This window comes from Psychrobacter sp. bablab_jr014 (genome assembly GCF_016464015.1).
Lineage (GTDB): Bacteria > Pseudomonadota > Gammaproteobacteria > Pseudomonadales > Moraxellaceae > Psychrobacter.
This window is the reverse complement of sequence record NZ_JACDXT010000009.1, coordinates 64,410-79,695: the sequence shown is the minus strand read 5'-3', so window position 1 is coordinate 79,695 and position 15,286 is coordinate 64,410. Positions and strand designations below refer to the sequence as shown.

Annotated in this window: 7 protein-coding genes; 6 read left to right on the top strand and 1 reads right to left on the bottom strand. The window is 46.9% G+C overall.

Annotated features, from left to right (window positions below; genetic code table 11):
* Positions 1-155 precede the first annotated feature (155 nt).
* Positions 156-3,278 carry an autotransporter assembly complex protein TamA gene (locus JIE71_RS02330; RefSeq protein ID WP_199507116.1) on the top strand — a complete coding sequence of 1,041 codons (3,123 nt, stop codon included), beginning with the start codon at positions 156-158 and terminating at the stop codon, positions 3,276-3,278.
* A 181-nt stretch (positions 3,279-3,459) separates the two neighbouring features.
* Positions 3,460-8,448 carry a translocation/assembly module TamB domain-containing protein gene (locus JIE71_RS02325; protein WP_199507115.1) on the top strand — a complete coding sequence of 1,663 codons (4,989 nt, stop codon included), beginning with the start codon at positions 3,460-3,462 and terminating at the stop codon, positions 8,446-8,448.
* Between the two features lie 122 nt (positions 8,449-8,570).
* Here the strand turns inward: JIE71_RS02325 and hemP are convergent, their stop codons facing one another.
* Positions 8,571-8,729, bottom strand: a complete 159-nt coding sequence (gene hemP / locus JIE71_RS02320) for a hemin uptake protein HemP (protein WP_228284504.1) — start codon at positions 8,727-8,729, stop codon at positions 8,571-8,573.
* Positions 8,730-9,247: 518 nt separating this feature from the next.
* On the opposite strand from hemP, the gene JIE71_RS02315 reads away from it, so the two are divergent.
* The 4 genes from JIE71_RS02315 to cgtA all read left to right on the top strand — a co-directional run bounded on the left by JIE71_RS02315 (position 9,248) and on the right by cgtA (position 15,197).
* On the top strand, positions 9,248-10,288 hold the full coding sequence (locus JIE71_RS02315) for an NUDIX domain-containing protein (protein WP_228284499.1): 1,041 nt from the start codon (positions 9,248-9,250) through the stop codon (positions 10,286-10,288).
* Positions 10,289-11,002: 714 nt separating this feature from the next.
* On the top strand, positions 11,003-12,070 hold the full coding sequence (locus JIE71_RS02310; RefSeq protein WP_228284498.1) for a lipocalin family protein: 1,068 nt from the start codon (positions 11,003-11,005) through the stop codon (positions 12,068-12,070).
* A 338-nt stretch (positions 12,071-12,408) separates the two neighbouring features.
* On the top strand, positions 12,409-13,839 hold the full coding sequence (locus JIE71_RS02305) for a glyceraldehyde-3-phosphate dehydrogenase (protein WP_199507111.1): 1,431 nt from the start codon (positions 12,409-12,411) through the stop codon (positions 13,837-13,839).
* Positions 13,840-13,988: 149 nt separating this feature from the next.
* The gene (gene cgtA, locus JIE71_RS02300) at positions 13,989-15,197 is read left to right on the top strand and encodes an Obg family GTPase CgtA (protein ID WP_199507110.1); all 1,209 of its coding nucleotides are present in this window, start codon (positions 13,989-13,991) and stop codon (positions 15,195-15,197) included.
* Positions 15,198-15,286: the final 89 nt, after the last annotated feature.

The following is a 15,286-nucleotide window of genomic DNA, read 5'->3' as shown; positions in this document are numbered from 1 at the left end:
GCTTTGTCAGTAAATGACTTCCATTTTCAAATATAGCGTCATTTGTGACTCAGGATACGCCCGTTTTATCCTTCCTTATACCCCCTAAGAACCGTAAAGCGCGCTACAGCAATGCTGCTTGGCGCTACCGCAACAAATGATAGGAATCTATTATCATGAGCTGTCAGTTACCACGCCACCATGCTGCTCGCAGCGCTCTTTTTACTGCATTGACGGGCTGCATCGTCGGCTTTGGCGCATCGGCAGCAGTAGCCGCAGAGTCTAGTATCGATTTGGTGGATAATAAGAGCAGTGCAGATGCCCAACTGAATGCAGCATTGAGCGCATTGGAGCCCAAAATGCCTGTGGTCAATAGCGATGCAATAGGCAATCGTCAGCTTCAAACCAGTCAAAACAGCACTCCAAACAATCGCCTACCGCGCAATACGAGCGGCTATCAAGCGTTATCACCCAGCCAGATTGAAGCGACACTGGCGGAGGCGCGTCAAGCACAGCCGCGTAGCAGCGCACCTGTCGCCACCTTAAACAACAACCGTGCGCCGATAGGCTTTGATGAAAGTCTTGATGCGGCAAACTTACCTGCGCCGACAAATTTAGAAACGCTTGGAGTGAGCGAGGACAATGTCGGCGCTGTGCCAACCACAATAGATAGTAGTGTGACTGACCGTCCGATCACGGTCAGTGACAGTGTGAATAGCCGCGGCACGTCCACCAGTCGCGATCAGTCCATCGCCGAGATAAGGGACAATCTAGACAACACAGTGCCGACAGGCGAGCGCAGTGACACGATTGATCCAGACGATTATTTGCCTGACTATCAGGCCGATAATGGACAGGCGAATGACAAACAGCCAAACAACGGACAAGCGGACAACAGCGCTGCCGATACCATTAGTGAGAGTATCGAGGACAGCACGGAGAGCAGCAAGCGTGGTGGCAACATTTTTAAGCGTACTTACAACCGCTTATTCAATGGTGGGGCAATGGCGCTACCGCATGTCGAGAGTACCGTCTATTTGCAGCAGACCGATACTGATGGCAGCACGCGATTGGTTAAAGCGGACAAAGACAGCCAGCCGATTAATAATATCAAAGCCGCCCTTGATGACATTACGGTACAGTCGGTCGTAGACTTTACCGCTGCTCTGCCTCGTCTACGCCAAACCGCACTTGATGCCGCGCGCGCAGTGGGTTATTACGATGTGGCGCTGCGTTTGCGTCAGCCGAGCGATGACCGTATTGATGTCATTATTGAGTCGCTTGGTGAGCCTGTGCGTGTGGACAGTGAACTGATTGACATTCGCGGTGAGGGCAGTGAGCAACAAGAGTTCCAAGCCATTGAAGATAACCTACCGCCAAAAGAAGGGGAGGTGTTTAATCATCGCGTCTATAAAAACAGCAAGGCAGCGCTTGAGTCTTTAAGTCGTACGTATGGTTATTTTGATGAGCGCTGGCTGAACAAATCGGTCGATATTATTCTGCCTGACAATACCGCTGATGTATCGCTCATCTATGACACTGGCGTGCGCTACGATTTTGACGATGTGGTGTTTTTTACCTATGACAGTGACACAGGGCAGCTCACAACTGATCCTGATAAACTGCCCGTTGAACCTAAACTGCTCAGGCAACTGCTCGGCTTTAATGCAGGCGACCCATTTTATCAGCCCAACATTACCAAGCTCAGCAATGACTTGGCAGCGACCCGCTATTTTAACCTTATAAACGTTGAGACGGTACTGCCACCTGATGACTTGAGCGAAAGCAGCACACTGGCTTTTGACAATATCAGCAGTCCCAATACCAATGCCAATGACGATAATGCAGACAGTCCTATTATGGCGGCAGATATTGGTGAAGGCAGTGTCATGGCAGCGCATCAATCAAATGCAGCGACGCAGACAGAAGCCAGCACCTTAAGTTTTGATAACGAAAGTAGCGATAGCAATAGCGAGCGCGTCAACGCACAAGATATTGCACCCATTAACTTTGAAGTGGATGAAGAAACTGCCGAAAAGCTACAGGCAGTAAAAAGTAAAGCCGAGCGCCTAAGCCGCTTACCTGATGATCGTGTACTTGATGAAAAGCCGCTAGAGGCGACCAATTTACTGGGAAAAATTAGCACAACCATCAGTAATGTCGCGCAAAAAGTTTTCCCTGATGATATGGTAATGGTTGATGAAGACTTTGAGCCACCGATTTTGGCAGGACGCAAAACCCCACAAGAGGTATATCAACAGAAAAAAGTACCACTTTACGTCTTTGTTTCGGCTGACAAGCCGCGTGATGCGCAAGTCGGTATCGGTTATGGTACGGATACAGGCACACGAGCGACCGCCAAAATCGACTATAACTTGCTGAACCGCAAAGGCTACCAAGCAGGTGCCGAAGTGGCATTATCGCGTATCAGTAAAAACGCCACGGTATACGCCAGCCGTCCGTGGAAGCACCCACTCAATGACAAGCTTGATGGACGTCTTACCTATGAAGAGGAAATCATTGATCAAGGCGAAGGTAACTTTGACTTATCGACCAACACTTTAAGAGCCAGATTGGCGCGTAATATCCGCAGCGAAGATGGCTGGAATAAGAGCTACTTTGTGCGTTATCGCTCAGATGAGCTAGAAACGGGCGTCGATCAAGCCAATTTACGTGATTTGCCTGTGCGCTTCACGTCATCAAATCCTACTCAGCAGGCCTTGCTGCTTGGTTATGGTATCAGCAAAACCACCGCCGACAGCGTCACCAATCCCACGCGCGGCTATCGTCAGTACTATAGTATCGAAGCGGGCTCTGAGAGTGCTCTGAGTGATACGGATATAGCGATTGTGAACGCAGGGCTCAGCGGTGTCTATAGCTTCGGTGAGGACAATAAGCATCAGGTCGTGGGTCAGTTGACGGGCGGTTATATTTGGGCGGATGATTTTTATGATGTGCCGTATAAACTCCGTTTTTTTGCAGGGGGCGACCAAAGTATCCGTGGTTATGACTACAACAGCTTATCACCCATTGAAAAAGGCTACTTAACTGGCGGACAGATTCTGGCTGTAGGTAGCGGAGAGTACAACTATGAGTTTAAGCCAGGATTACGCGGCGCGGTATTTACTGATGTAGGTAATGCCTATGACAAAGACTTCAAGGCAGATACCAAAGTCGGTGTGGGTGTTGGCGTGCGCTGGGCGTCACCTGTAGGTATGGTGCGTGTTGATGTGGCAGCGGGCGTGACGGAAGAAGAAATTCCAGTACGTTTGCACTTCTTTATTGGCTCGCCGTTATAAAGGTGTGCTATGTTAGCTGAGCCTGCTTTGCTTTAATGAGCATAAATCGTAAGGCGCGTAGGCTCTGATACAATGCTTTGACTTAAATATTAACAAAGCATTTATAGTGTTTTCTTGTACAGATAAGGTATATTGCCCGCGTGTGCATAAGCACAAAATTTTACTATCGTAGTTGAGCGTCATGTCGAGTCAGAATCCCCCACCAGAGCCCGTACAAGAAGACCCTGCCCAAAGTGATGCCAAGGTAATGCGCCGTTGGTATCCTTTATCGTTTGTGGTCAAGCTGCTCATCTTGATGATTGTAGTACTGGCGCTGATGTTTGCCATTTTCTTTTATATGGCAGGCACAAAATCGGGTACGGCATTTATTTTAAATAAAGTGGCGATACAGACAGGCGCACAGTTTAAGTACGGTGAGGGCAATCTGCGCGACGGCGTGATGCTGACCGATATTGACATCGACGCGACCAAAGACATCGAAGTCATTATTGACAAAGCCTATGTCAAAATTGGTTGGCGCGCGGTGTTTGCTAAAGAAGTCCATTTACGCGAGGCGGATATTGGGCGCATTGATATTATTAACACAAAGCCCCCAACAGGCGAGCCGTTTGACTACAAAACATTAAAGCTGCCTGTTAACCTGCGTTTTGATGATGCTAGTGTTAAGACCATTGTTTATAAACAAGCGACCAAAGAGCCACTTGTACTAAAAGATATTGACGGTCGTGATTTAACGTGGGTTGGCACAAAAGTCACAGTAGGCGCAGGTCGCCTAGAATATGGCGATATTGTCAAAATCCGTAGCTTACAAGGCAATATTGATTTCCAAGGCGATTATCCACTAGACGCAAGTGCTATTGCTGAGGTCGGCGCGCTCGAAAAAGCTTATATTGACCCACTCAATATCCGCGCTACAGGTAGCCTAAAGCGTACTGTTGGCACGGTTGAGAGCCGTTATAATGATAGCGATGTGTCAGGGAATTTTGTCATTCAAGGGCTGGATGAAAACGCACCCTTCGATGCCAAGCTGGCATGGGACAAAGTACGCTTACCTTATTTAGAAGACCAAAACATTGAATTAACAGATGGTGTGGCAACGGCATCAGGCGTACTGTCAGACATTCGCTTGCGTATCAATGCTGATCTGTCTGCTAAAGACATTCCGTCAGGGCGTTATAAAGGGCGCGCGCTCATCGCTGACAGTCGCCTAAATATTGAGCGCCTAGAAGCCGACACACCAGAAGGTGATTTGCTGCTCACAGGCGCGGTAGACTGGAAAAACGACGTTGATGTCAATGTCTCGGCCAGTAGCCGTAATTTTGATTTGCGCACTGTCGTGCCAGCAGAATACCGCGACTATCAAGCCTACGTGCCCCAGACCTTAAATGGTACGTTGGGCGTGCACTATCAAGGCAAAAACGCGACAGGCAAAATGCAAATTAACGCTGACCTCGATCAGCGCGATGGCGAGCGTATTAATGCTAAAATCATTCGTGGCAGTACGCCCGTTAAGTCTAACCAAAGCGCACCCTTATATATCGATGCCACATGGCGCAATTATATCCGCCGTGATGTGCCTACTATTGGCAATATCAATAGCCCTGCGGGTAGCGCCAAAGTCACGCTGCAAGGCTCGCGCCTGTCTGCCGATGTCAATGCTACTGTGAATGAGCTGAATGCTGCGCCACAAGGCGACTACGACGTGCGTATTCAAAAGGTAGGTGATCGCATCGACATCAACCGTTTGCGTTATAACGGTGGGTTGGGTGATTTGACAGGCAAAGGTCAGATTGTCCTCGCCACCAATCGTCGCCCATTGACATGGCAAATTAACGCACAAACCACAGGTTTGAGACCCAAGCAGTATCGTAGCGACTTGCCTGTTGAACAGCTCGTTGGTACTGTACAGGCGTCAGGCACGATGCTCGATATTCAAAAAAGTGGCATCAAAGGTCAGCGCCATAATTTTGTAATTAATAGTGCCAATCTAAAAGCTAACTTGGACGATAGCCAAGACAGTCGCCAGATTGCTGTGTTGGGTCGCGGTGATGGTTCAGTCGATATTGTTGGTGGTGAGCTGTCGGTCTTTGATGTGCGCTTTGATGGTGATATTGACACCCAGGATGTGCCCAAAGGCCGCTTTACGGTTGACGCGGCTGGTACGCCACAGGTCATCAGTTTCCGCAAACTTGCCTATGCAGGTGAGGCAGGGGCGCTCGATGTCAAAGGTGCGCTTGATTTGCGTAACGACATTGACTGGAATGTCGAGGGGCAGTTCAACGAATTTAACTTGGGCTATTTTTTACCAAGCACCCCTGCCATTATCAGTGGTGCGCTCAAGACCAGTGGTGCATGGCAACTGGCACCAAAAGGCGCGCCTGCCAGTCGTGGCGTACTCAAAAAGTTCGCGGTTGATTTTGATGGTGTGCTCGATACCGAAGCGCTACCAGCAGGTAATCTGCGCATCAACGCCAGTGGTAATGATAAGCAAATAGAGATTGAGCGTTTGCAGCATACAGGTGCGGCAGGCAATATTGATGCCAGTGGCTCGGTCAGCATCCAACAAGGCGTGACGTGGGATATCAGCGCGCAGATGCAGCGCTTTAATCTTGGCTATTTTGTCAAAGACCTACCAAGTAATATTACAGGTAGCGTGCAAAGTAATGGTCGCTGGACAGATGGCGAGCAGGTGATTAACCTTGAGCAAATCGACTTGCAAGGTACCTTAAAAGGTAAGCCCATCAGTGCGGCAGGCAGCCTTGAGAGCACCTTACATTTACCCAAAGACTTGGCTGGCTATTTGAATACTTTAAAAGCCAAAGACGCGGCAAGCCAATACGAACAAGCCAGCAGCCTCATCGAACGCTTAAATGCCAATAATCTAACTGTCAGCTGGGGTGAGAACTTTATTCGCGCCAATGGTAATTCCCAGCAGCTCGAGACCGAAATCAGCATTACCAGCCTTGACCAGCTATCAGACAAGCTCGCTGGTCGTGTGGTCGGCGGAGCAACCTTGGTACAGCCCGCCAATCAGCCTCTACCCACCTTATATATCGACCTTATCGGTGAGCGTATCGCCGTACCAGGGTTAATACTGCGTGAAGGACACATCACAGGCAAGCTTGTCAATCTTGCGCAAAGTGACAGTCAACTGCTGATTGATGCTAAAGGCTTGAGCGCGGCAGGTTATGAGTTTAAAAATATTCACGCTGACTTTATGGGTACGCAGCGCGAGCACAGCCTTAGCGTAGAGGCCGCCAATGATCAAATTGAAGCGCGTGCGCAATTAAACGGCAGCTTTGATAATACCGCGATGACATGGTCAGGCACGCTTGGGCAAGGTCAGCTAAAATCAAGATATGCCACTTTAAACCAAATGCAGCCTGCTCAGCTCAATGTTAAATTACCGCAGCAAAATGCGGCCAATAGCGGCTATCAAGTACAGCTCGCCGCGCATTGCTGGGCAGCGGCAGATCAAAGCGGCAAACTGTGCCTACGTGAAGACCTTATTGCCTCGGATAATGGCGGACAGGTCAATGTGGCGGTACAAAACCTCGATACCTCTTTATTTGCTATTGTGCTGCCCAGCGATATTGATTGGCAGGGCACCATTAATGGCCGCGCCATTGTCGATTGGCAACGCGGTCAAAAGCCCAATATCAATGCGACCTTGTATTCTGACAATGGTAAAATTGGCCTCATGCAAGATGGCGACAGTGCGCCTGTCAGTCTGCCGTACCAGCGTGTTTCACTCATAGCACTGTCTGTAGAAAACGGACTAAAACTACGTACAGACATCAATACAGGCACAGGGGCACGCGGTTATGCCGAGGTCATTGTTGACCCTTATACCGAAAACAAACCCATTTCAGGTGCATTGGTGCTCAATGAGCTTAATCTTGCAGTATTCAAACCGTTCTTCCCAGGTATGCGCGTGCTTGAAGGCGATGTGACCTTGGCGGGTGGCTTGGGCGGCACATTAATGCAGCCGCAGTTCTATGGTGATGCCAAGCTCACAGATGGGCGCATCGCTATGCTTGACTTACCGATTAACCTAAGTAAAGTCAACGCTACTGCCAAGATACGAGGAACAGAGGCCATCATTGACGGGCAGTTTAATAGCGGACCTGGTACTGGACGTATCAGCGGCAATATCAACTGGCAGCAAAAACTGCAAGCCAAGCTCAGTATTGATGGTGAACGTCTGGTCGTGACTCAGCCACCACTACTCATTGCTGAGGTTACTCCTGACGTGGATATTATCATTCGTCCGACGGATCGCTACATCAATATCGAAGGGGCCGTCAGTGTGCCGCGTGCGACCATTCGTCCCCCTGAAGCCAGTGAAGACATTATTACTCAGACCGAAGATGCGGTCGTTATTGATCGCCGTTTAGTGGGCAACATTGACGAAGTCTTGGCTGTCTCAAAACCGTGGTCTATCAATGCTGATATTGGCGTTGACTTGGGTGATGATATTAATTTTCGTGGTTTTGGTGCTGTTATTCCGCTGGCGGGTGCACTGAATATCACCCAGCAGGGTCAAGGCATTATGCGGGCGCGTGGTGTGGTTCAGGTCTCTCGTCGTACCAATATCAATGCCTTTGGTCAAAGTCTTGAGCTGAACTACGGTCAAGTACGCTTTAATGGTGATGTGATGAAGCCTGATTTGAGCATTGAAGCCATCAAAAATATTGATGGGCGTACGGTAGGTGTGCGCGTTAAAGGCGATACTGAGAATCCAAATATTGTGGTCTTCAACGATGCAGGGCTGACTCAGCAGCAGGCGATGAATGCCTTGGTCACAGGACGCATTAACAATGCCAGTGCCACCCAAATTAGTGAGCAAGGTTTTAAATCAGAAGTGACGAATAACTTGGCAGCGGCAGGTTTAAGTTTTGGCCTAAGTGGTACCCGCAGTTTAACCAACCAGATTGGTCAAGCTTTTGGTTTACAAAGCCTAACGGTGGATGCTTCAGGTACGAGCGAAGACACCAATGTCAATGTTACAGGCTATGTCACTCCTGATCTCTATATTCGTTATGGGGTAGGGGTATTTAATGCTCAAAACAGCCTATCTGTACGTTATCAACTAACTCGCCGTATCTATGTCGAAGCCGCATCAGCAGCCGAGAATACTGTGGATGTGGTATATAGCTGGCAATTTTAAGACAAACCACACTGCTATATTTATGATTCACGGTAAAAAATAAAATGCCAAAAACAAAAACGCCTTGTCACAACAAGGCGTTTTTTATCAGTAGAAATAAAACAGACTCTATCAAGCGATAGCTATTTGGTCAAAATCAAACGGTTGTTGCGCGTGAGACGTAAGCGATATTCTTCACCTTCGTGTTCAATACGCACTTCTTTAGTTAATGCAAATAAGTGTTGTGATTGTAGGGTCGGTAAACGGTTTTCACGGAAGTTTAAGTGACGAGAGATAACCATGCTCATAATAAGAATCCTTTTGTTAAATGGCTGGGTGCGACAGCGCCAAGCTGACTATTGCTGTTGTTGTTAACGATAATGATTATCATTTAAAATACTGATTTTTGCAACAACTAATTTTAATAAATCGCCATTTGTTCTGTAACTTTGTGTAACTACGATCAAATTGATTCAAAAACAGGACTCAATCGAGTTTGTCTTTGATCCTGTAACAGCTTGGTTTAGGTTCTCTTATATTGTTAAGTCTAAATAAAAAGGTACACCATAATAAATCTGTGCGATTAAAGGATATTTCTTGCTTGCTGCACCCTTGCTTTACCTTCATTTCCAGAGGCTAAGAAAAATACGCTTTAATCTTGTTGTATCGATTTTATATTGAACGAGCTGTATGCTGCTTTCGCGGTTCATACTGTTTGAAGCTGCTTAGCCAGTTTAAGACCGCTAAATTCTTTAAATGGGCTGATTGATGACACGCCCTAATATCTTCGATTGTTTTTATTGCTTTGATGGGTTGTTTTATGTTTACATCTTCTGTTGCTCAGCCACTTGCCGTTCATGTTGCTGTAGCAGTGATTCGTTATCAAGATCACTATTTGCTGGGTTATCGCCATCAGCATCAACACCAAGGCGGGCGCTATGAGTTTGTTGGCGGCAAAATAGAAGCTGATGAGCGGGCGGTAGCGGCGTTGTGTCGTGAAGTAGAAGAAGAAACAGGCATCTGTATTCATACCTGCCACAAGCTTAAGCTCGGACGACTGCACCATGATTACGGGGATAAGTGTGTTTGTTTGCACGTCTATGAAGTGTGTTTGAGTTCAGCACAATACGCCAAGCATCAGTACCAAGACCAAGGATTAGAAGGTCAAACGTTAACGTGGGTGGGTAAAGAAGCGCTACTGGCAGGTCACTATCCATTACCCGCCGCAAACGCTACTATTTTGGCATGGTTACGTCTGCCGAGAGTCGTGGGTATCAGTTATCCTCTCAGTGCTTTTAATGAAGCTGACCGTCCAAATCAGGCTTGGCTTGAATATCATCTTCAACTGCCTCAGTATTCAGCGCTCTATACCCGTCCCAAAGCGAATGCACTGACCGAGCATGCGATTATTGACTCATTACTCACGCAGCGCCCTGACCTGTACGTGATGGCGCCCTATACGGCATCTGCCCACTTGGGACAAGTACACCATATTAACCAGCGCACATTGTTGTCGTGGTACGATGCCCCCGACTCATTCTCATTTGCCACGCCGTTGCCGTTATTTATCAGTTGCCATGATAGGGCAAGTATTGAGGCTGCAAACTGCTTAGCACAGCAGCGGTTAGCAGCAGATTTATCGCCTGTGGTCGGTATATTCTTATCTCCTGTGCACGCGACGGCCACGCATCCTGACGCAGCTCCCCTTGGCTGGGAGGCATTTTCAGAACTTGCCGACATAGCGGATGTCCCTGTTGTTGCGCTTGGCGGTATACGTCCTGATATGGCGCAAGTGGCAGCACAGTACGGCGCGTATGCAGTAGCAGGCATTCGGGCATTTATGCCCAGTATGACGACTTGAGCAATTTTTCATAGAACTAGGGACACGCCCTAATATACCCATACGTTTTGTATAAGTAACGAAAGCAAGCGTTCTATGCATCCTATTGTGCCATTTTTGTACAGACATATTTTTTATAGACTAACGTGGAAGCCTTTAGGTACAGTTGTCTATATGTTTGTTTTTTAAAGTAAATTTAGTAAGTTTATTTTTAGAAAAAATTACACAGTATTCATAATAGGTAAGATGTTTTAAAGGGCAGCGTGTTTATTTACAAAGCGTTGCTTTTTCATACATTGATACACTGTTCGAGGCTCACCAGCCACCGTATGATGGGCTTAATTAAACAAGGTAACTGCTTCACCGTAATCATAACTGTCATTAGATAATTGCTCGCCTATCTACAATCACCAAATGTTCACAAAGACTTATAGATTAAGTTAAACTTATTAATATTAAATATTTTCTAAATTCAGATGATAGCGTGCCACGTAAATAAGATTTTTTATAGCTTATATATTTATTAATGATAACGATATAGCATCTTTTCAGATTTAATAGATCTCTTGCATAAGTCATTGCTAGCCATTGATATTCCGTTAACGAAGGTCAATAAAACGGTACTTTTGCAAGAGGTCTAATTTTTGCTAATAAAAAAGCGAGAAAAGCAACAGTCATTGGTGACGTTACTTTGTTGATTATTAAGACACAACATAATCAAGAAATGGTATGACTATGAAAAATACGACACTCTCCCAGCAAGATGAGGCTGATTTACAGCACAGCTTTTCCGATAGCCTTGTCACTACAAGCCACGCAGCTGCCAGTAACGACCGTGCCTACTATATGCGCAGATATACAGATGAGCTGGCAACATGTAGCTCGTCAGAATTCTCCGAGTATCAAGGGTACAAAAAGCCTAAGCGTGCCCATCAAGCAGCGCATAATCCTAATGCGCGTGCCGAACAAAAATCAGAGTTAAACACCTCTACCATACGTCCTAAAGCCACCGCACATACACTAAAAAACGACACACGTATGCAGCCACAATTGGCACGTACCACGCAATCAGCTGCTCATAAGCAGCCTGTAAATATTGACATCCCAGAGCGTACGTTTATGAATGGTTTAATCAAGCATACCGTCATTGCTCTAGCGATTATTATTCCTTTAGCGGCATTTTCTGCCTATGCAGCGACACCAGAAGCTTATCCAAATATGCAGGCGGGATTTGCCCCTGCAAGTCAGTATAGTAGTGAGGCCACGCAAGCCGTTCGTCCTAATGACATTATGTATAATCAAAGCACTACGCCAACAGCCGTAGACAGTGTTGATTTAGAAAAATATGCAGGGACATGGTACGAAATCGCTCGCTTGCCCATGTATTTTCAGCGCAAATGCGCAGGGGACGTGACTGCAACCTATACTTTAAACAGTGCTGATAATAATGTTGGCGTACTCAATAAGTGTAAAGGCGATGATGGTGAATTAATCAGTGCCGATGGTATCGCACGAGTAGCTGATGATTCAGGCAGCAAATTAAAAGTAACCTTCTTACCTTCATGGCTGCGCTGGTTGCCTGTTGGTCGCGCAGATTATTGGGTATTGGCACGCGATGCTGATTACAATACAGCTTTGGTAGGCACGCCTGATAGTAAATATTTGTGGTTACTCGCTCGTACGCCTGATATTAGTGCGGATACTTACGCTAAATACCGCCAAATTGCCACAAACCAAGGTTATGATTTAAGCGAATTTACATTAACAAAGCAAAGCGGGCAAACCGTGGATTTGAATAAATAAAAGACAGGCGGCTGATGTGAAGGCCGCTTTATTTTTAGAGCATTTTTTGGCAAACGTTTAAATCAGATACAAGTTCTAAGCTGATAGCAAAGTTGCTTTTAGGAAGCTTTGCTTTGTTATTTCCACAGCTTTAAAAGCTACGCATTATCATATGGATATTACCGTACAAATTGCGTTATGACTGGCAAAATACTCTGTTTTAAGCTAGAATCTAACACGATTTTGCCGCGCATTACCGTAAGTAATCTCTAATTCGGTAGGCGCATCACGCTATTAAGCGCGTACTTGCTTTAATTGCGTTATCGACCCTCATTTTATTGACCATAAGGACGTTTCTCGTGAGCCAAGCTGATACCTTACGCAAACTACATCAAGATCACCTCACTGATTATAACCGTCAACAGCAACAAGCAATCGAGCTTATCGCGCTATTGAATACACTATATAATGAAAAAGATGTACAAGTAACTTTGTTTGGCGAAACTCTCGACACCACGTCAGTAGACAGCGTATTGGCACTGCATCAAAAATCAGCAGAGCGCGCAGCGGATGCAAAAGCAGTCAGCATCGCAGACACTTTGGCGATTGCTCAAGTATTGGCTGACGCCGATGTATCTACTTTGCGTGTAGATGCAGGTCAGTTGACAGTCAATGACAAAGACATCAATACTGAATTACAAGGCGTAGACAGCAATACTGCTCAAAATGAAGCGACGGATGTTGTGCTATATGGCTTTGGTCGTATCGGTCGTATCTTGACGCGTCTGCTCTTGTCAGAAGCTTCGAGCAGCAAAGGTTTACAGCTAAAGGCCATCGTCGTGCGTCCAGCAGCAGCAGGCGATCTTGCTAAGCGTGCATCATTACTTGAGCGTGACTCGATCCATGGCAGCTTTAGCGGCGGTATTCGCGTTGATGAAGAAAACAATGGCATCATTATCAATGGTCGTTTTGTCCAAGTGATTTACGCCAATGACCCAAGCGAAGTAGATTACACCGCTTATGGCATCGATAATGCTGTTGTGATTGACAACACTGGCAAGTGGAAAGACGAAGCAGGTCTGGGCAAGCACTTACAATCAAAAGGCGTACAAAAAGTATTGCTAACCGCGCCAGCTGGCGGCGAGATTAAAAACGTTGTGTACGGCGTGAACAATGACACCATCGGCGATGACACTATCGTTAGTGCTGCAAGCTGTACGACCAACGCCATTACGCCAACGCTAAAAGTATTGAATGACAAGTTCGGTATTGAAAGTGGTCACGTTGAGACCATTCACTCATTTACCAATGACCAAAACCTGATTGATAACTATCACAAGGCTGATCGCCGTGGTCGTAGTGCGGTATTGAACATGGTTATCACCAGCACAGGTGCGGCTAAAGCCGTAGGTAAAGCATTGCCTGAACTTGGCGGCAAATTGACAGGTAACGCGATTCGCGTACCAACGCCAAACGTTAGCCTTGCGATTTTGAACCTAAATCTAAACACCGCACCAGAGAGCGCAGACGCACTAAACGCGTTCTTGCGTGAGATGGCAAATAGCAGCGCATGGCAATCACAAATCGCCTATACAGACTCAACTGAAGCGGTATCAACTGATTTTGTGGGCACCAAGCACGTGGGCATCGTTGACGCCCAAGCAACCATCGTGACTGATAACCATGCCACCGTCTACATCTGGTATGATAACGAAGTTGGCTACAGCACACAGGTATTGCGCGTTGTGACACAAATGGCGGGTATTCGTCATGCGCACGTACCTGCCTAAGCTGGTATAATGCGCTAGCCGCAACCATATATCGTAAGATGCTAGCAATAGCATGAATATGGCATACAGCACCCGATAGTCCGAGTGGTTATCGGGTGCTGTTGTCGTGATAGGATTCGTAATTTAAAGAGTAACCCGAGGAACGTAGTATGCGATTTATTGATGAAGCCGTCGTAACGGTAAAGGCAGGTGACGGGGGTAATGGTATCGTCAGTTTTCGCCGAGAAAAATACGTCCCACGTGGCGGGCCTGATGGTGGCGATGGCGGCAGTGGTGGCGATGTGTATGTCATCGCTGATGATAACACCAACACCCTAGTCGATTACCGCTATACCCGCCGCTATGATGCCAAACGTGGTGAGAATGGACAAAGTAAAAACTGTTCAGGTAAAGGCGCTGCCGACATCTTTTTGCCTGTACCCATCGGTACAACCATTATTGACACGGAGACCGATGAAGTTATCGGTGACATGACAGAGATTGGTCAAAAGCTGCTGGTTGCCAAAGGTGGTGATGGTGGTTTGGGCAATACTCATTTTAAAAGCTCAACCAACCAAGCACCAAGAAAGGCAACATCAGGCTTTGAAGGTGAGCTAAAAGTACTAAAGCTTGAACTAAAAGTCGTGGCGGATGTGGGCTTGATTGGTTTACCAAATGCAGGCAAATCGACCTTTATTCGTCAGGTCTCTGCCGCCAAGCCAAAGGTCGCTGATTATCCCTTTACCACCATTGTACCTAATCTTGGTGTGGTCGATATCGGTCGTCACCGCTCATTTGTGATGGCAGATATTCCAGGCTTGATTGAAGGCGCATCAGAAGGCGCAGGTCTTGGTATTCGTTTCTTAAAGCATGTGGCACGTACCCGTCGTTTGCTGCATGTGATTGATGTCCAGCCTGTTGATGGCAGTGACCCCGTTGCCAATGGCCGCGTCATTTTAAACGAGCTATCACGCTTTTCACCTGAACTTGCTAACCTGCCACAAATTTTGGTCTTGAACAAAATTGACCAGTTGCTTGATGAAGAAGTTGATGACGTGTGCGAGCGTATCATCGCCGAGCTTGGATGGACAGGCGAAGTATTCCGCACGTCAACCTTGACAGGGGACGGCATTGACGCGGTTAAATATTATCTCATGAACGAGATTGAGCTTGAGCGCGAGCGTGAAGAAGAGGATCCTGATTTTGCGGCCGCTCAAAAAGCGCGCTTTGAACGTTTAGAAGCCGAAGTGCGTCACAACACAGAAGCCCAAAAAGAAGCCTATCGCGCTGCTCGTCGCGCACAGCGTGAAGGTAGCCAAGGGGACGATTTTGATGACGATGACGACAACGATGTCGAAGTGGTCTATGCCCCTTATTAGAATAGAATGTGTCTGACATGAGGGAATAAAATGTCAGACATTGTCTACTGATACAGTAACGCAAGCCATACAACAGTCATCATGGTCTG